Below are 18,441 nucleotides of genomic sequence, written 5' to 3'. Positions count from 1 at the left end.
CAGGAAAACCAAAGTTACAAATGTAACTATATGATGAAATCAACACCACCGCGAGTGGAACATCATGAGTTAGTGCCGTAAATTTTAAAAATCATAGCTGACTTATGAAATGCTTTTATGAAATTTATAATTCTTTAAAGTTCGCCCAACATGACCTATACCAGAAAAGAATTTCTGCAAAATTCAGCTATTTTACTTGCCGCATCGATGACCAGCTCATCATTCATCCTTCTTAAAAACAAACCCCTACTTGCCTTCTCAACTATTGCTTGCCCAGACTGGACACTAAGACAGGCGATAGATTTTGCGGCCTTACATAATTACAATGGTCTGGAAATCCGTGGTATAAAAAGGCAAATGAACCTGCCCGACGCTGTCGAGTTTAACAGTCCTGAAAACATGGAATCGACACTGGCTACAATGAAGGAGAAGGGATTAAAATTCGTGAACCTTGGTGCGTCTGCAGCTTTTCATATGCCAGAAGGTGCCGTGCGGGATAAACACATGAAAGAGGCTAAGGCTTTTATAGATCTGGCACAGCAAATAAATTGCCCTTTTGTTAGGGTTTTTCCTAATGAATTCCCTAAGGACCAAGAAAGAGATAAAACTATCGCTTACGTTGCGAGCGGATTACGAACCCTCGGTGAATATGCGAAAAAACGGAATGTAACTGTGCTAATGGAAACACATGGTGATTTCTCTCATTCAGACGATGTCCTGAAGACCATGAAGGCGGCAGACCATCCCAACGTCGCGTTAGTATGGGATATTTCAAATATGTGGACAGAAACAAAAGAAGCTCCGGCCGTCGTCTATAAAAAACTAAAAAAATACATCCGCCACACACATATAAAAGATGCGAAATTACTCACCGGCGATAAACTTCAATATGTGTTCCTTGGTGAAGGAGATGTGCCTATATTTGAAGCAATAGATATTCTGGCAAAGGATGGATATAAAGGTTATTACAGTTTTGAGTGGGAAAAATTATGGCATCCAGAGATTGCAGAACCAGAATTAGCTCTTGCGGACTATCAAAAGGCAATGAAAAAGCAATTCAAATTCTAAATTTCATATTTCGAATCTTTCTCATAATCCTGGGCTGACGAATACCGGCCGTCGACAAATTAATATCTTTACCTCCACCGTTGCTGAAAAGCCTTAAATATTAGATGGCAGAAATAGGAAATAAAGGACTACACTTTTTGGCCGGAGGCGGCGAAATGGGCGAATTAATTCGTTCAATCGATTGGTCTGAAACTCCTCTTGGTGATGCGGAAAAGTGGCCCCCATCCTTAAAGCAAACCGTTAGCATGATGCTGACAACAACATTTCCTGTTTTAGTTTGCTGGGGTGCAAATTATATCCAGCTGTACAACGACGCCTTCAGGCCTATTAATGGCATCTCTAAACATCCACAGGCATTGGGTGGACCTGCCAAAGAAACATATGCGGAAATATGGGAAACTATAGGTCCGATGTTCCAAAATGTAATGAATGGCGAGGCTCTTGGCTTTCCCGACTTTATGGTGCCGATGGATCGAAACGGTTTTGTTGAGAATTGTTATTTCAACTTTTCCTATAGTCCAATCCGTGATGAATCTGGTAAGGTAAATGGTGTGCTCGTAATTTGTGTGGAAACAACTGATAAAATTCATGCAATAGAACAATTCCAGACACTGAGCGAAGAATTGGCTGCAGCCAACGAAGAATATGCCGTAACTAACGAAGAACTGGCAGCAGTCAACGAGGAACTGGCAGCATCAATTGACGAACTTACAATTACGCAAAATAATCTGCAACGGAGCGAGAAACTATTTAAATCCATTGCTTTGAACATCCCTAAGTCACTCATTATAATGATTGACAGAAACCATCGCTTTATAGCTGTTGAGGGCGACTTAATGGAAAAATTGGGTTACGACAGCAGGGATTACACAGGAAAACATCCTACAGAAGTTGCTCCGCCAGAACGGTATGAAGCAACCAAGCACTTGTATGACCGTGTCTTATCAGGCGAGAAATTTTCCGCGGAAAGGCAGGCCGCTACGGGCGAAAACTTTATGGTGCATTTTGTCCCATTAAAGAATTATAAAGATGAAGTTGAAGCTGGCCTCATGATTGCACTTGACATAACCGATATTAAACAAGCGGAAGAAAGAAGTGCAAAGCTCGCCGCAATTGTTGAGACGTCTGACGATGCAATCATCAGCAAAACGATGGACAGTGTTATAACAAGCTGGAATGCATCCGCAGAAAGAATGTTCGGTTTTAAAGCTGAAGAAATTATTGGCAAGACAATCTATGAACTAATTCCCCCAGACCGGCAGGATGAAGAACCAGAGATAATATCTCGCTTGAAATCCGGCGAACGAGTACAGCATTTTGAAACTAAAAGGATGACCAAAGACAAACGTCTCCTTGATGTGTCAGTTACTATATCCCCCATTAAAGATAAACATGGTGAAATAATTGGCGTTTCTAAAATAGTTAGGGATATTACAGAAAGAAAGCTTGAGGAGCAGAGAAAAAATGATTTTGTGGCCATGGTAAGTCACGAACTCAAAACGCCACTAACTACAATTAATTCATACGTACAACTTTTGCTCGCTAAAGCGAAAGATGATAATGAAGCTTTCCGTATCAATGCGCTGACGAGAACCCATGTTCAGGCTAAGAAAATGACTTCGATGATAGAGGATTTTCTAAGTGTTGCCAGGCTTGAGGAGGGCAAAGTTCCCCTCTACAATGCGCCTTTCAATTTTCACAAGCTGGCAGAGGAAACAACCGCTGACTTGCAGTTTCTAACTTCAAAACATAACATTCAGCTGATTGACTGTAAGGATGTTGAAGTGAACGCCGACCGGGATAAGATCGGCCAGGTTCTAAATAATTTACTTAGCAACGCCATAAAATATTCGCCCGACGGTGGAACCATTACGGTCAGCTGCGAGAAAAAAGGTGGGAAAGCAACAATTTCGGTTACAGATCAGGGTGTCGGAATTCGACCTGAAGATCAAGTCAGGTTATTTGAACGTTTTTACCGCGCAAATAATGAGAAACTGCAAATGGTATCAGGGTTTGGGATCGGGCTATACCTTGTTTCTGAAATACTACGCTTCCATAACAGCAAAATTGAATTGAAAAGTGAAGAAAATGTAGGGTCAACGTTCTACTTTACGCTCGATATTCACGATGGTCAATGATTTGTGATTCAATTTTTTGCGTAAAATCTCGCTTCAATTTTTATCTACTTACATTGAAAATATGTAATTTGACTATCTAAACTAATGGTCGATGGCTTACTCCCGGAGAAAATTCATAGAGAATAGCATTACGGCTACAACTAGCTTGTTTTTGACTTCTCTGGATGTGTTTGGCTCGCCACAGGCGACAAATCAGGAGCCTACTGCCGGCTTTTCCTTAAAAATCATGGCCCCATATTGGGGATTCAATGGTTCAATCACTGAGTTTTGCAAAAAAGCAAAAAGAGACGGATATGACGGAATAGAGATCCTGTGGTCGGCAGGCATAGCAGGGGAACTATTTGAAGCACTTACATTTTATCAGTTAGAAGTAGGCTTTCTCTGCCGTGGAGATGAGCCTGTCCCTGATACTCAAATGTATACTTTTGAACGAGTCTTGAAGGAAGCGACGAACAGTGTTCATCAGAAACCCTTGTATATAAATGTCCACTCCGGAAAGGATTTCTTCACATTTGCGGAGAATAAGAAATTTATCGATTCTACGATCCGAATATCAAAATCCACAGGCGTACCTATTTATCATGAAACTCATCGATCACGCATGCTCTACTCTGCACCCGCGTCGCGTGCTTATTTGCAGGAAAATCCTGATCTGAGAATTACACTCGACATTTCACACTGGTGTAATGTTAGCGAAAGCCTGCTTGAAGATCAGCCCGAAACCGTAGATCTGGCCATATCACGAACGGATCATGTTCACTCCAGAGTAGGCCATGCAGAAGGTCCACAGGTTGGCGATCCGAGAGCTCCGGAATGGAAATCCGCTGTGGAAGCACATTTTGCCTGGTGGGATAAAGTAGTTGCTTTAAAAAAGCAAGAAGGCAAGATTCTTACGATGCTCACGGAATTTGGTCCTCCCAGCTATATGCCCACCATCCCATTCACCAATCAACCTGTAGCTGATCAATGGGCCATAAATGTTCATATGATGCAAGCCTGGAAGAAACGATACCTATAAATAACCATTTTATTACTAACAATACTCTGATAGATATGGAAATTTTGCAAACCTTTTACGACGAATTAATTGGATTTTTCGGCATCGGCGGCATTATCAGGCTAGTCGAATCGGGCGATTATAGCTCTCTATCCACTTTCGACGGTGTACGAAATGTTCTCGGGCCTGTTATTCCTCTCTTATTGGTAATTGAAATGTTAAGAGGGGCGTTTTATAAAAGGTTCAAGATCGATGAATATAAGATCCCTTTTTTAGTATTCGTGCTCAACCGCTTTATCTCCAGGTTTATCTCTATTGCCGCCGTAGCTTTTTGTATTGGCTTGCTTGAACCATGGGCGATCATAACGACAAGTTTTACCTTGTATTGGATTATATATGGTTACATCGTTTGGGAACTTGCTCATTTTGCCTATCATTATTTTGGGCATAAAGTAAGAATTCTATGGTGCCTGCATTCCACCCACCATGCGCCGCAGCAAATGAATTTATCGGTAAACTTCGCCCACTTTTTTCTTGAAGCACCCTATGCTGACGTTGTGCGTACATCTATTTGTATCCTCCTTGGCGTAAACCCGGCACTTCTTTTCTTCATCATGTTTATTGATGGTTTTTGGGGATCATTTATCCACATAGGTGAAAATACACTTAAGGACGCGCGGCTCGGATTTCTACAACCAATTGTCTTGACACCGTCTCACCATCGCGTTCATCATGCCAAAAACCCATTGTATATGGACACTAATTTTTGCAATCTGTTGAACATATGGGATCGCGTATTTAAAACTTACCAGGACGAGCGCATGGAAATGAAAATTGAATATGGTATAACTCGGCAGATGAATCCTAACAGCCTTTGGGACGTTTATTTTGGAGAGTTTGTTTGTTTGGGTCGGGATATCGCTGCAGCACCGGGGCTTAGAAATAAAATATTGTACATTGTCATGCCACCCGGATGGAGCCATACCGGTAGTCATAAAACCGCCAAAATGGTCAGGGATGAATTTATTGCAGAAGAAAATATTGAAAGAGATATTGAGGCAGTGGACTCCGTACGAGTGATTGCTTAGTTCTATCGCAACACGTGGCTCAAGAAATAATCAAGCAAAACGAATAAACGGTGACCACCTTATGTAGTGATCACCGTTTTAGGATTTAAAATTCTATGCAAAGCTTTCTCAGATGCGTGATTTCACTGTTTCTGATTTAGCCGAGGCAAGCTGATCCTGACTGAATTCGCCGGAAATTCCTTTTAAATACTCTGAATTTTCAACCCCTTGTCCATTTATGAATAGCAGAGTGTTTCCTTTGATATTATTAATAATATCGCTGAACAAATCCATCGGTAAGGCAGGACATCCTTGGCTTCTGCCCAGACGACCGGTCGCATTAATCACATCCTGACTAACATACTCAGCACCGTGAACAACAATCGCCCTTTCTCTGGCCTTGTCATTTAAACCTGCATCAAGTCCGTCAAGTCTCAAGGACCGTCCATGTTTACCGTTATATACTTCAGCAGTTGTGTAAAATCCGACACTGCTTTGATTTGAAGATGGCGTATTGGAGAATGTTTCAGCAATCTTCTCTCCACTTCCGCGTCCGTGTGCAACCAAAGTATTAAACAAGATCTTATGCGCGCTCAAATCAATTACCCACAGCCTTTTTGCTGTACTCGGCAGCGAAAGGTCAACAACAGAAAGAATTGACTTCGTACCCGGTGTAAGATTCAGGCCTTTAAGGTTCTGATATCCTATAAGACCTTTAAGAAAAACCTTGTAGTCTAATCCAGTAGCACCTAAACCGCTTACTTTATAAATCGATAACGCATATTCATTAAAAATCTCTTCTGCCGATTTTACAGTCTTAGTAGTCTCTGCATTGGAAGAATTAACATCATTTTGTGAAGTTGTATTTCTAAAGCTTAAAGTCACGACAGTAAGCATTACGATTCCTAATATTGTGCTTAATTTCAAACCTTTTCTCATATATTTCAATTTAGTGTGTGCGTCTTTAATTACCCTTATATAACGCTTCAATTGTCCAAAAGGTGTGACCAGATCGGCGAGATTACAATAGGAAGACAATAGGAATTTAGGGCTTTAAACCGTCATTTTCTGAATTCTTACAGCATTTAAGATAGCCAGAAATGCTACGCCCACATCCGCTATCACTGCTTCCCAAAGGGTTGCTACTCCCCCGGCTCCGAGGCTTAATACGACGACCTTCACAACCATCGCTAGAATAATATTCTGCCATACAACATTCCTTGTAATTTTCCCTATGAGGATAGCGGACACAACTTTATATGGATGGTCATTTTGAATAACGATATCGGCAGTTTCTATCGTTGCATCGCTACCCAAGCCGCCCATAGCTATGCCAGCGTCTGCTAATGCTACCACGGGAGCATCATTTACGCCATCGCCGACGAAAGCGAGGTGAAATCCCGAATTCTTTAATTCTTCCACCTTTGCCACCTTCTCTGCAGGCAGGAGATCTCCGTAAGCGGAACCAATACCAATCATTTTAGCGACATTGTTAACCACACTTTGCTTGTCGCCAGAAAGCATCACTGTCTTAATATTTAGTTTGTGGAGCTCACTGATAGTCTTTGCTGCATCATCCTTGATCTCGTCGGCAATAGTAATGTATCCAGCGTAAATATTATCTAAGGCAATCAGCACGGTGGTATCTACAATCTTTTCGATTTCCTTAGGATAATCAACGGAAAATTTCTGCATTAGCTTTACATTTCCGGCCAGAACAGTCATACCTTCAATTATTCCCTTCATGCCATGGCCTGCTATTTCTTCTACCTTCTCAGCCTTCGTGTCTTCTTCCCCTTTTGCAAATTCTACAATCGCTCTCGCTACAGGATGAGTGGAATTTTTCTCCAGTGTTGATGCCAATCTCAGCAGTTCACTTTTACCAATATCATCCGCCACTACCTCTTGTACCTTGAACACACCTTTCGTCAATGTTCCGGTCTTGTCCATCACGACGACATTGATTTTGGTCATTACATCGAGGAAATTCCCCCCCTTAAACAAAATACCATGCCGGGACGCAAGCCCTATCCCACCAAAATAACCGAGGGGTATGGATACAACTAATGCACAAGGGCAGCTGATCACGAGAAAAACCAACGACCTGTAAAACCAGGTATTGAAGTCATAATTATCGACGAAGAAGTAGGGTAAAAGACAAACTGCCAGTGCCAGAAAAAATACTATTGGAGTATAGACTTTTGCAAACTTTGAGATAAAAAGCTGAGTTTGCGATTTCCTTGCTGTTGCATCCTGAACCATTGATAGGATCTTGCTCAATTTACTATCGCTGTATAAAGTTGTTACCTTAACCTCTGCAACTGAACTCAGGTTGATCATCCCAGCCAGAATATTTTCACCAGAATACTTTGTAGCCGGTTTGCTTTCGCCAGTTAAGGCTGAAGTGTTGAATGATGCATTTTCAGAAACCAACTGCCCATCTAGCGCTACTTTTTCACCCGGTTTTATCACGATAATTTCATCAATTTTAACGGTCGCGGGATCAACCCTTAATTCGTTCCCATCCCTTAATACTGATACTTCATCCGGCCTGACATCAAGCAAAGCTTTAATACTATTTTTAGCACGATTAACTGCAGAATCTTGAAACCACTCTCCAATAGAATAGAATACCATAACGGCAACTCCTTCGCTGTATTCACCAATTAGAAATGCTCCAATCGTAGCTATACTCATTAGGAAAAATTCATTGAATATGTCTAAGCGCTTCAGCTTTCGAAATGCTATATTCAAAACCCTCCAACCTGCCAGCAAATAAGCTATTCCATAAACAATTAGATTTGCCGTACCGGTAAATAAAATGTCGAAACCGTATTCAAGGCTAAGCATGATCACCAATATCAAAAGTGCTAGCAAGAGATCCCAGTGAGATTTCCAGCTGGGTTTTGGCGAACCATGATCATGACCATCATGGTCGGTATGATCGGTTAGATTTTCAAAATGTTCTAATGGCTTATCTGTATCATGGCTACAGCATTCTGCATGTTTGGTGTTGGATTTCATAATACAAATTACGGTGCCTGAGCAATGCAATAGAATTGCAAACTACAAGGAACAATTCTGACAAACACCTCTAACAAGCAAGCTCATTTCTTCTTTTTTGAAGCCTTCAGGCAGGGCCAATGCAGGGATTAACGTTTTAGGCAGGCAATAAGTTTCATTGCATTTACTGCAATGAAAATGTACATGAAGATCGTGATGAGGAGAGTCATCACAATCTTCTTTGCATAAAGCATACCTTGACGCTCCCGTACCGTCATCAATGGCATGAACCAGACAATGATCTTCAAAGGTCTTTAAGGTTCGGTAAACTGTTACCCTGTCTACGGGTGCAAGCGCCTTTTCCAGCTCGGTTAGGCTTATAGCAGACTGCTGCATACTAAGATGATTTAAAACCAAATTACGCATTGCTGTAGGCTTAATACCTTTCGCCTGTAGCCTTTGTTCTATTCCCGGTTTCATAATCTCAATTTTAACCCACCATTAATAACAAAACCATCCAACGGGGCGTATATATCCCTGAATACCGGGTTCGTAATGCTCCCTGAATATATAGTATCGAAACGACTCTGTCTGGTATCAGTGAAATTCTCAAAATTGATATACAACGAGAAACCTTCCCAAAGCTTTTCTGCCATGAAACCGTAGATCCAATATGGCTTGCCGATTGCTCCATCATTAAGCAATTGCCGGCTATAATAGTATGCCTCTGCACCTAGCTTCCACTTATCTTCCACTTCATACATAAGCACATTATTCAGGCGATGTTTGGCGGTCAAAGGATTTTGTTTTAATATGTTCCCAGCATGTATTTTGGCATCAGTCAAACTGTAACCTATAAATAATTTAAAGTCATTATAAGTTAGCTTAAGATTGGTTTCCATCCCTCTTGTGTCCATATGCCCGGATGAATTAATAAATCTCAACTGCCCTGCCGATGCCGGTTCTAATACCAGAGGATTATTCAAAAGCGTATAAAAGAATAGGTGATTGAAGCTGAAGGTTATCGCCTCGCTAAATGTGGTCCGGTAGTTAATATCCCAATTGACGCCGTAACTTCTTTCCAGTTTATTAAATTCCGTTGAGATAGGAAGTACATTTTGGTATTGTATACGTTCACTTTCTTCGGTAAAAAAAGTGGGAGCCTTATACCCTAATCCTCCACCAATTCGCGAGTTTAGCTTGTCGCTAACTTTAATTAACGCAGATACACGCGGAAGAAGTGAGAAACCATAATCCAGTACATAATCTCCCCTTAAGCCCGTTTCCAGCTCAAGCCAGTCACTGGCGTGAATATTATTTTGGATGAAACCCCCAAAGGTCGTTTGGCTATAATCCCGGAACGGCACTGCTGTCTTTATGTTTTCTTGAAAATGATCTGTCCACAGATTCAGACCGGCTACCCACTCAGCCTTATCACTTTCCGTGAAAAAACTAGCTTCTGAAAAACTTCCATATTGAATACCGTCAAAAAGGTAACCAGGAACCTTTATCTTCCTGTTAAAGTAACTTACACTATTCTTGAAATTGACCTCTGAATTGCTATTGAGTCGATGCTTCAGCGAAAACTGACTGGACAAGCGGTCAGTATTGTTGTTTTCAAAAAAACTATGCCCAGCATTGCCCTCACCTTTGATATAATGCAGGTCACCCCCGGTACGGTTCTCAAAACTACTGTTCAAGCCAACACTTAACGACGTGGCACTGCCCAGATCAACAAATAACTTTGGGTTAAATGTGTACCTGGTAAATTCCGGGATCGCAGTGAAATCTATATTACCCGGAGCGTAAGCTTTATTACTATTCCGGGAGGCAAAAACCGTCATGCCTGATTTACCAAATTTTTGTCCGTAAAATCCATTCAGATCTAAACCACCCGCCGATGTTCCGTTAAGGTGAAAGTTTAACTCCCTTTGCTCCCCCGGAGTTTTACTAACTAAATTAACCAATCCGGCTATTGCTCCACCTCCGTAAAGTGTTGATGCTGATCCTTTTATTACTTCCACTTGCTTAAGGTCAAGGGGCGGCGTCTGCAGCAATCCAAGTCCGCTGGCTGCTCCCGAAAACAAAGGAAACCCATCTTTAAGTATTTGAGTATATCGCCCATCAAGACCCTGAATACGTATTGAGGCATTTGCACTTGTAGCGGAAGTTTGCTGTGTCTGGATACCCGTGCTTTCATTCAGGATCATACGTATATCTCCGGGTTTCATATTTCCTTTTTCGTCGAGCTCTTCTCCCGCAATTACCTCGATTCGTGTAGGAATATTATCTATTGTTCTGCTGCTACGGGTAGTAGAAACAATGATTTCATCGATCTCCTCGCCTTCGCTAGGTTCGATTGAGAAAATTAAATGCTCATTAGTCGCAAGCGGCAAGACTACAGAGTCCTTTTTTGTTACGTAACCAACATATCGAATTTCTAAACGATGTTTTCCGGCAGGTATATCTGTAAATGTTAGAAGTCCATCGGCATTAGTTGAAGCCGCTTTATTCAAATCGATAAGGCTAACTGTAGCACCAATCAACGGCTCAGCTGTTTTGGAATCTTTAATTATCGTCGTGAAGCTGTTCTGAGAAAAGGCGCTAAAAGATATCGTCACAGCCAGATGAAGCAAAAGAAGCTTTTTCATTTTTAAATATTGTTAAGGTTAACAAAGCTTGCATAAGAGTCTGCAGGCTTCATTTATAAAAAATTAGGGTTATACGGAAATAAAAAAAAGTGATTAGGCTGCTTTGGGAGGCTGCCAGATAGCATTTTGTACACTTAGGGTTCGTGATTGTGATGCAGTTGTTAAATTCCTTTGCAGAGAATTACTATTGAAAAACTCCGCCGATGTAAGCGGTAAAAGAACAGAAAATGGGCACCTCAGGCAATGGCAAAAAGGACTGCAGCGTTCACCATCTTCCGATTGCTTTCCACTGCTTTTGTTTAGTTCAGTTCTATCGCTGTCACTACAGGAATCTGTATCCGGGCAGATGTCAAAGGCAATTGCAAGCATCAGGACGGATAGAAAAATCGCGAGAAACTTCACGACACAAATCTAACCATTTATTACCTATTGCGAAATTGACGCAAATAATCTGGAAGATTATACGACTCCTCTGCTCGGATGTGGTTTTAACGATGTAAGGCTGGCGATTTTCACAGGCACACCTGTATCAATGCTTTGCCTGGCGGCAATTCCAATTAACACTGACATGGCGCCATCACGGGAACCTGCCCCCTGCTTATATGGGTCAGGGCCAGGATTGAAAAGTTGCTTCCTCAAGCGGGAGTCTCCACCTCCGTGACCTTCTTCTGTATTGTCAATTCGAAAATACTCAGTCTCCCCGAACATTTTAGTTAGCTGTATTTCATCGTATTTCTCCATTTTCCAGGGCTGCCTTTCATGGATCCATGCGTCCAGTTTGCCTTCTGTACCGTTAAATGAAATTCGGTATCCCTCATACGGCGAGTAAGTTGACAAAGAATAACTTACCTGTACATTATTAGCGTATTTGATCTGAACAGCCATCTTATCAAAAATGTCGATGTCTTCTTTCCAAACGCAGCCGTCCCGTAGATAACCATCATGCTTTTCATTATCTACATACAATTCCATCAAGCGAACGTTCTTTGTAATGTCGAAATAAAACTTGCATTCCGATTTATGTGTACATGGCCGGCAATGTGAATGCCTGAACGAGTTATTTTTCCCATAAAATTCAAGAGTGCCTAAGGCATGAACTTGTTGAGGATCAGAATCCAGCCACCAGTTTAATAAATCAAAATGGTGAGTTGCTTTATGAACCAATAATGAACCTCCAAATTCTCTTTTACGATGCCAGCGGCGGAAGTAATCGGCACCATGAGAAGTGTCAAGATACCAGTGAAAGTCTACTGATGTTATTTTTCCAATCGACCCGTTGTTTAGCAGCTCATAGATCTTCTGCCTGTGTGGCGAGTACCGGTAGTTAAACGTCACGTACACTTTTTTACCGCTTTTCTTCTCAGCATCAATGATCAACTGGCATTTCTTTTCGTCAGTGGTCATTGGCTTTTCCGTAATGATATCTGCACCAGATTCTAATCCTTTCACTATTTGTTCGTGGTGGGTGCTGTCCATAGTGGTCACGATCAAAATCTCAGGCTTTGTATCGCGGAGCATGGTATCAATATCGACGTAAGTGGGACATTTAAGCTTCATTATTCGTTTTGCTGTCTCAACCCTTCCCGGATTCTTGTCGCATAGGCCCACAAACTGAATTGTTTCAGGAAATTCTTTAATAAGTTCGGTGCCCCACATCGAAGTCCCGCGAATGCCCGTTCCAACCATGGCAACTTTTTTCTTCGCTTTTGGCGGCGTGGCTGCAAGTAAACTATCGGCAAGTAAAGTCCCCGTCATAACGGTACCGGTCTGTTGTATAAATTTTCTACGAAGCATATGCCTGGAGTTTGTTATATTAAAAATAGAACAATTAGGATGTAAACGCTTAAGTTTTAGATAAAGAAAATGTTCAAACGGTGTCGGAGAGCGTTTGAAACATACAAGCCAAGAGAAGTAAGCTCCCTTGCTTAAAGAATTTTAATTAGATTAGTATTCATTATGGATCAAATCAGAAAAGAAGACATCAAACAGGAAGTGTTTGACCTTTATGACGACTATGCGCACAGCCGTATTGACCGGCGCTCTTTCATGCAACAACTATCCGTTTACGCGGTAGGGGGTCTTACATTAACATCCCTAATGAGTTTCCTCATGCCTAATTATCAGGATCGGGTTCAGGTGAAAGCAGATGATCCGCGTTTAAAGTCAGGATATATTAACTATTCATCCCCGAAAGGTGGCGGTACCATTAAAGGATTACTTTCACAACCTGCCAAGACAAAAAAGAAATTAGGTGGGATTATCGTGGTTCATGAGAACCGCGGGTTGAACCCGTACATTGAAGATGTGTCGAGACGGGCAGCAGTCGCGGGATTTATAGCTCTCGCGCCCGATGCGTTGACTCCACTTGGGGGTTATCCTGGAAACGATGACGAAGGCCGATCAATGCAAGCTAAACGAAACGGAGCTGAAATGCTGGAAGACTTTATTGCAGCATACGAATATCTTAAAAACCATAAAGACTGCAATGGTAAAGTGGGAGTTGTTGGCTTTTGCTTTGGTGGTGGAATTTGTAATTCGATGGCTGTCAGAATACCCACTCTTGCCGCATCGGTACCATTTTATGGCGGCCAGGCAGCAGTGGCTGATGTACCTAAGATTAAAGCGCCCCTGCAATTACACTATGCTTCGTTAGATACAAGAATAACCGCGGGTTGGCCACCTTACGAAGCTGCTCTTAAGGAACATGGCAAGGAATATGAAGCCTTTATTTATGAAAATGCCAATCATGGCTTTCATAACGATACTACTCCACGATATGATAAAGCTGCAGCGGAACTGGCCTGGAAACGGACTATCGAATTTTTTACTAAGAAGTTGAAATAAATCCGTACGAGACAACCTCCTAAAAATAAAAACGCCTCCCGTAATGAGAGGCGTTTTTATTTTTCCGACGATTTAAATGTTATCGACCCGCAGTAGTCACTGCAGGCGCAGGTCCAGCCGGCTGTCCGATTCCGTCCAAGTCATACACGATGTTTCCAGATCGGATAGTCATTTCGGTCAGCAGCCTTTGCTTCCCTGTAATCTTACCACCCCTAACGGGCCAGCCATAATTTCCTTCAGTTACTTTAAAGATTGCGATATCAGCGACTGAACCCTTAGACAAATTGCCCAGTTCTTCACGTTTTATGGCTTTCGCAGGATGCCAGGTACTGGCTGCTATAACATCTTTCAAGGGCATGCCTGTAGCCATAAATAGGCCCATAATATTTTCCATACTTTTCATTGGACCATTCATACTGCCAGTATGAAGATCTGTACTGATTGTAGTAGGATAAAAACCAGCTTTGACCGCAGGAACTCCCTGATTGTACAAGTAGCTTGCTCCTCCAAAACCAATATCAAATACAACACCTCTTTCCCTTGCTTTATAAACATATGGCTTTACTTTGCCATTCATGTCTACTATAGACTCACGGCCGTCCTTACTGTCCGTTCCGTTTCCACCAAATGCGTGGGTATAAATATCGCCAGGACGGAATTTCACATTGAATAATGAATCAAGGGGCAGGTAAGGATTTGCAGAGCCGAAATCAACCATAATTGGAATATTCGCCAGCCTTCCAGCTTCAAGCGCACGGTCTGTTGGAACCCAAGTACGTCCGTTGAAGTGAGCAAGCTTTACCCCTACAATATCGTTTGGATATTTCTTTGCCATCTCGGCCGTTTTCACCGGATCCATCTCGTCGATGTTGTTTTCTCCACGTCCGTCCATTCCGGTTCCAACTATGTTCAACATAGAAAGCACGCGGGTTTGAGATGCGTCGATTGTTTGTTTTTTATAAAGCTCGAAATCTCTCCAGCCCGTACAGCCGGCATCTACAACTGTAGTTACCCCTGTGCGGAATGTAAATCCATCTGCTGGCAAAGCCGTTGCCGCGTTCTTCAAATAACTTCCTTCATGTCCCCAAAAGAAATGAACGTGTAGGTCAATAAGTCCTGGAGTTACATACAAACCCTTGGCATCGATTATCCTGTCGGCCTGATCTGCAGGAATGTTTTTTGCGACAAGTGCCACTTTCCCTTCCGAACCCGGAACGGCTTCGCGGGCGGGAATTGCTGGTCGAGCAGGACGATTACCCTCTGCGGGACGAGCAGGAACTGCCGGACGTGCCGGTTGAGCCCGGGTTCCAGATGTTACCGCGACATCCATAACTTCATTAATGTTATTTTTCGGATCTATTACATGCCCCCCTTTAATAATATAAGCATAGGGTTTCCCTGATGGCGCACCGGGCTGTTGTGCCCATGAATTTAGCCCTAGCATAACAAGGGCAACTAATAGTAGCTTTTGTTTCATTGTTTAGTTTTTTGATTGAGTACTGGAATATAGATATAAACTTACCCTGGAACAAGTCCGCCGCTGGCGAGAGTATCATGAAGACGGATTTTTCCTGGTTATATGCAAGTGTATCAGGACGATACGTAAGATATAGCGCAGTGTAACAATCCCATTATGGCAGATTTAAAAGCCGGAAGGAAATATATTTCCATATTTCATTTGTAGAAGTCGCGGGTAGATTCGAACTACCGTAAAAGGTTTTGCAGACCTCTTCCTAACCACTCGGACACGCGACTTTATTAAATTGATTTACCAACTACTGCGACAAAACTAAAAAAACTTTTTATAAAATACATAAAGTCTATGGATTTAGTAGAATATTATTTCTATACTTGCAACGGTGAACGCAAACAAGCATTCACACTCTTTTAATAGTGTATGAAAAAAACAGTACTAATCATGTTATCTCAACTTACTTCATTTATTTATCACTTAGTTCTAACTGCAATTAGCGGTCTCGAGAATTACACTTCCCACCCTGCATTGAGCACGCCTGCCTATTGTTGTCGCAGAGCTATTTAATTTTCCATTAAACCCTTTTTTATTTTCCAAAAACATTCAAAAAAAATAACACACAATGAAACACTTGTTATTCATAGCAAAATTGCTTGTCATAACCTTATCTATTTTTCATTCAGATCCTGCATCGGCACAACAAGTTGTGCTTGGGTTTGTAAAAGATTCTCAGGGATTGCCCCTACCCGGCGCGACCATAACACTAAAAGGAACACGGATTTCAACATCTACAGATTCAATCGGACAATTTAAACTCAATGTTCCGCAGGTTCCTCCATTCTTTATTACAGCCAGCTTTATTGGGTTTAAAGCTCAGGATTTTCAAGTACTAAAATTTGAAACGGCTCCCCTGCAACTAACTCTGGTAGATGATGCTTTACTTGAAGAAATTGTCGTCACGTCCCGCCGACGTTCTGAAGTATTACAGGATGTGCCAATTCCAATTTCGGTTGTTGGCGGCGCGCAGATACAGGAATCGGGGGCATTCAACGTTGGCCGGGTTAAGGAGTTAATTCCATCTGTACAGATGTACACTTCTAATCCTCGAAATACCGGCGTTAATATCAGAGGAATTGGTTCACCTTTTGGACTTACAAATGATGGATTGGATCCCGGCGTTGGCTATTATGTGGATGGTGTTTATTATGCCCGTCCCGCGGCAGCTACCCTTGATTTTATCGACATTGACCGCATCGAAGTACTCCGCGGTCCTCAAGGCACTTTATTCGGTAAAAATACCAGTGCGGGCGCATTTAATATCGTAACAAAAAAAGCCAGCTTTACCCCAGAGTATAGCTTCGAAACAAGTTATGGCAACTATGGGTATATACAGGCCAAGGCCTCAGTTAACGGTCCACTTAGCAGCAAATTTGCCGCGCGTGTCTCATTTTCAGGCACTCAACGCGATGGTGTGATAGAAAACATCAGGACTGGAAAAGCCACTAATGATATAAATAACCTTGGATTTCGAGGTCAGTTATTATACAAACCCACAGACAAAACATTCATTACCTTGGCACTAGATGCATCAGACCAGGAACCAGATGGTTATGCACAAGTAGTTGCAGGTGTCGTGCCTACGTTACGTCCGGCCTATCGTCAGTTTAATGCCATCATATCGGATCTTAACTATACGTTACCAAGCCAAAATGCTTTTGACCGTAAGATAGATCATGACACACCATGGAACTCGGGGAACGAACTAGGTGGCGTCTCACTAAACGCAGAAACGCAGCTGGGACCAGGCACATTAACATCTACGACTGCGTGGCGGTACTGGAACTGGATTCCATCTAATGACCGGGACTTTACAGGTTTACAGGCCCTGGCAAAATCACAAAATCCTGCAGAACATCGCAATTGGTCGCAGGAAGTCAGATATGCAGGTCAGATCTCCGAAAGATTGAGCGGAGTTGCAGGTCTTTTCTTTATTGATCAGGAAGTTAATATCAATGGGACGGAAGAGTCTGGCTCAGCGCAATGGCGTTTTTCTCAGAGCTCGACCAGCGCGTTATGGAGAACACCGGGTTTGTTTGAAGGGTACGGAATTTATACAACCGCTTCCATAAAATCAAAAAGCGCAGCGGCATTCGCAAGTATCGATTGGGAACTGATAAATGGATTTCACATTCTTCCCGGAATACGTTACAACTATGATGAAAAGGATGTTAATTATAACCGGATTGCCCGCGGTGGTCTTCAGACAACCGATCCTGCTTTGCTCGCCCTAAAAAATGGTGTATATAGCAGCCAGGCTTATGTAGCTGATGCCGATGAGAAAAACTTCACATATTCTCTTACGGCTTCGTACAGACCTAGCAGACGTCTGAATACGTTTGCGACGTACTCCACCAGTTTTAAGCCTGTAGGTGTTAACGTAGCAGGTCTCCCAACTGCCGCAGGTGGTGGAGCAGCTACCGACCTCGCGGTTATTAAACCGGAAGATACGAAGCACTACGAGCTTGGTCTTAAATCATCTCCTGCAGATAATTTCACGCTCAATGTCACATTACACAAATCAGATATTAAAGATTATCAAACTAATGTACAGTCGCCTGAACTCGGTGTCAATCGCGGTTATATAGCCAATGCACAAAAAGTGAGCGTAAAGGGTTTTGAAATTGATGCAAGCTTAAGGGCTAGTACAAAGTTTTCCTTCTATGGTGCCGCAGCTTACACGGATGCAACATACGATCGCTTTACTAATGCCCCGCTGCCACTTGAAGAAACCGGGCAGACGATTGGCGGAGTGCAGGTCGCATTCAAAGATATTTCAGGAGGAAAACTTCCTGGAATTTCAAAATGGGCAGGATCCGTCGGAGGCGAATTTGCTACTCCGGCAAAGTTTCTGAACCGGGATGCCAAGTTTTTTACAGCAATTGACAGTTACTATCGCTCGGACTTTTCTTCTAGCCCATCCCCTTCGAAATATTTAAATATTGATGGCTACACGCTTGTAAACGGTAGAATCGGCTTTAAAGCTACGAGTGGCTTCTCAGCATATATCTGGGGCAGGAACTTGTTCAATAAGGATTATTATGAACAACTGCTTCCTGCTGGCGGAAATGCCGGTCATTACGCTGGTGTACTTGGTGATCCAAAAACATATGGTTTAACACTCCGATACGCTTTATAAATC

General features: G+C 42.3%; 12 protein-coding genes and 1 tRNA gene. 6 read left to right on the top strand and 7 right to left on the bottom strand.

Annotation, left to right across the window (positions count from 1 at the left end; all coding sequences use genetic code 11):
* Positions 1–150 precede the first annotated feature (150 nt).
* The 4 genes from B5X60_RS01820 to B5X60_RS01805 all read left to right on the top strand — a co-directional run bounded on the left by B5X60_RS01820 (position 151) and on the right by B5X60_RS01805 (position 5,291).
* The gene (locus B5X60_RS01820; protein WP_079700856.1) at positions 151–1,068 is read left to right on the top strand and encodes a sugar phosphate isomerase/epimerase family protein; all 918 of its coding nucleotides are present in this window, start codon (positions 151–153) and stop codon (positions 1,066–1,068) included.
* Positions 1,069–1,172: 104 nt separating this feature from the next.
* Positions 1,173–3,206: a PAS domain-containing sensor histidine kinase gene (locus B5X60_RS01815; RefSeq protein WP_079700855.1), complete on the top strand. Its 2,034-nt coding sequence runs from the start codon at positions 1,173–1,175 to the stop codon at positions 3,204–3,206.
* Positions 3,207–3,297: 91 nt separating this feature from the next.
* Entirely contained in the window at positions 3,298–4,224 is a 927-nt protein-coding gene (locus B5X60_RS01810; protein ID WP_079700854.1) for a sugar phosphate isomerase/epimerase family protein, read from the top strand.
* Positions 4,225–4,259: 35 nt separating this feature from the next.
* Positions 4,260–5,291 (top strand): sterol desaturase family protein, encoded by a 1,032-nt coding sequence (locus B5X60_RS01805; protein ID WP_079700853.1) that lies wholly within the window; start codon positions 4,260–4,262, stop codon positions 5,289–5,291.
* Positions 5,292–5,399: 108 nt separating this feature from the next.
* Here the strand turns inward: B5X60_RS01805 and B5X60_RS01800 are convergent, their stop codons facing one another.
* The 5 genes from B5X60_RS01800 to B5X60_RS01780 form a co-directional block, all read right to left on the bottom strand.
* Positions 5,400–6,209 carry a murein L,D-transpeptidase catalytic domain family protein gene (locus B5X60_RS01800; RefSeq protein ID WP_079700852.1) on the bottom strand — a complete coding sequence of 270 codons (810 nt, stop codon included), beginning with the start codon at positions 6,207–6,209 and terminating at the stop codon, positions 5,400–5,402.
* A gap of 114 nt (positions 6,210–6,323) precedes the next feature.
* A complete protein-coding gene (locus B5X60_RS01795) occupies positions 6,324–8,294 on the bottom strand; it encodes a heavy metal translocating P-type ATPase (protein ID WP_079700851.1) in 1,971 nt (656 codons plus the stop codon).
* A gap of 42 nt (positions 8,295–8,336) precedes the next feature.
* Positions 8,337–8,753, bottom strand: coding sequence for a Fur family transcriptional regulator (locus B5X60_RS01790; RefSeq protein WP_079700850.1), 417 nt, complete (start codon positions 8,751–8,753; stop codon positions 8,337–8,339).
* Positions 8,750–10,924: a TonB-dependent receptor gene (locus tag B5X60_RS01785; protein WP_079700849.1), complete on the bottom strand. Its 2,175-nt coding sequence runs from the start codon at positions 10,922–10,924 to the stop codon at positions 8,750–8,752. Before B5X60_RS01785 ends, B5X60_RS01790 begins: the two co-directional genes overlap by 4 nt.
* Before the next feature lie 459 nt (positions 10,925–11,383).
* Positions 11,384–12,718, bottom strand: a complete 1,335-nt coding sequence (locus B5X60_RS01780; protein ID WP_079700848.1) for a Gfo/Idh/MocA family oxidoreductase — start codon at positions 12,716–12,718, stop codon at positions 11,384–11,386.
* Between the two features lie 162 nt (positions 12,719–12,880).
* Here B5X60_RS01780 and B5X60_RS01775 point away from each other — a divergent pair, with 162 nt between their 5' ends.
* A complete protein-coding gene (locus B5X60_RS01775) occupies positions 12,881–13,768 on the top strand; it encodes a dienelactone hydrolase family protein (protein WP_079700847.1) in 888 nt (295 codons plus the stop codon).
* A gap of 79 nt (positions 13,769–13,847) precedes the next feature.
* Here the strand turns inward: B5X60_RS01775 and B5X60_RS01770 are convergent, their stop codons facing one another.
* Entirely contained in the window at positions 13,848–15,245 is a 1,398-nt protein-coding gene (locus tag B5X60_RS01770; RefSeq protein ID WP_221406184.1) for an amidohydrolase/deacetylase family metallohydrolase, read from the bottom strand.
* Positions 15,246–15,452: 207 nt separating this feature from the next.
* Positions 15,453–15,523: transfer RNA gene (locus tag B5X60_RS18190), tRNA-Cys, on the bottom strand.
* 341 nt (positions 15,524–15,864) lie between these two features.
* On the opposite strand from B5X60_RS18190, the gene B5X60_RS01765 reads away from it, so the two are divergent.
* A complete protein-coding gene (locus tag B5X60_RS01765; protein ID WP_079700846.1) occupies positions 15,865–18,438 on the top strand; it encodes a TonB-dependent receptor in 2,574 nt (857 codons plus the stop codon).
* Positions 18,439–18,441: the final 3 nt, after the last annotated feature.

Origin of the sequence: Daejeonella lutea, assembly GCF_900168015.1 — a bacterium.
Classification (GTDB): domain Bacteria; phylum Bacteroidota; class Bacteroidia; order Sphingobacteriales; family Sphingobacteriaceae; genus Daejeonella; species Daejeonella lutea.
The sequence above is the reverse complement of the archived record's forward strand: the minus strand, read 5'-3'. Positions and strand labels throughout refer to the sequence as shown.

Bases quoted from the DNA above. Each gene is read 5' to 3' on its own strand.
- B5X60_RS01820 (WP_079700856.1), top strand. From the start codon at position 151: ATGACCTATACCAGAAAAGAATTTCTGCAAAATTCAGCTATTTTACTT.
- B5X60_RS01815 (WP_079700855.1), top strand. From the start codon at position 1,173: ATGGCAGAAATAGGAAATAAAGGACTACACTTTTTGGCCGGAGGCGGC.
- B5X60_RS01810 (WP_079700854.1), top strand. From the start codon at position 3,298: ATGGCTTACTCCCGGAGAAAATTCATAGAGAATAGCATTACGGCTACA.
- B5X60_RS01805 (WP_079700853.1), top strand. From the start codon at position 4,260: ATGGAAATTTTGCAAACCTTTTACGACGAATTAATTGGATTTTTCGGC.
- B5X60_RS01800 (WP_079700852.1), bottom strand. From the start codon at position 6,209: ATGAGAAAAGGTTTGAAATTAAGCACAATATTAGGAATCGTAATGCTT.
- B5X60_RS01795 (WP_079700851.1), bottom strand. From the start codon at position 8,294: ATGAAATCCAACACCAAACATGCAGAATGCTGTAGCCATGATACAGAT.
- B5X60_RS01790 (WP_079700850.1), bottom strand. From the start codon at position 8,753: ATGAAACCGGGAATAGAACAAAGGCTACAGGCGAAAGGTATTAAGCCT.
- B5X60_RS01785 (WP_079700849.1), bottom strand. From the start codon at position 10,924: ATGAAAAAGCTTCTTTTGCTTCATCTGGCTGTGACGATATCTTTTAGC.
- B5X60_RS01780 (WP_079700848.1), bottom strand. From the start codon at position 12,718: ATGCTTCGTAGAAAATTTATACAACAGACCGGTACCGTTATGACGGGG.
- B5X60_RS01775 (WP_079700847.1), top strand. From the start codon at position 12,881: ATGGATCAAATCAGAAAAGAAGACATCAAACAGGAAGTGTTTGACCTT.
- B5X60_RS01770 (WP_221406184.1), bottom strand. From the start codon at position 15,245: ATGAAACAAAAGCTACTATTAGTTGCCCTTGTTATGCTAGGGCTAAAT.
- B5X60_RS01765 (WP_079700846.1), top strand. From the start codon at position 15,865: ATGAAACACTTGTTATTCATAGCAAAATTGCTTGTCATAACCTTATCT.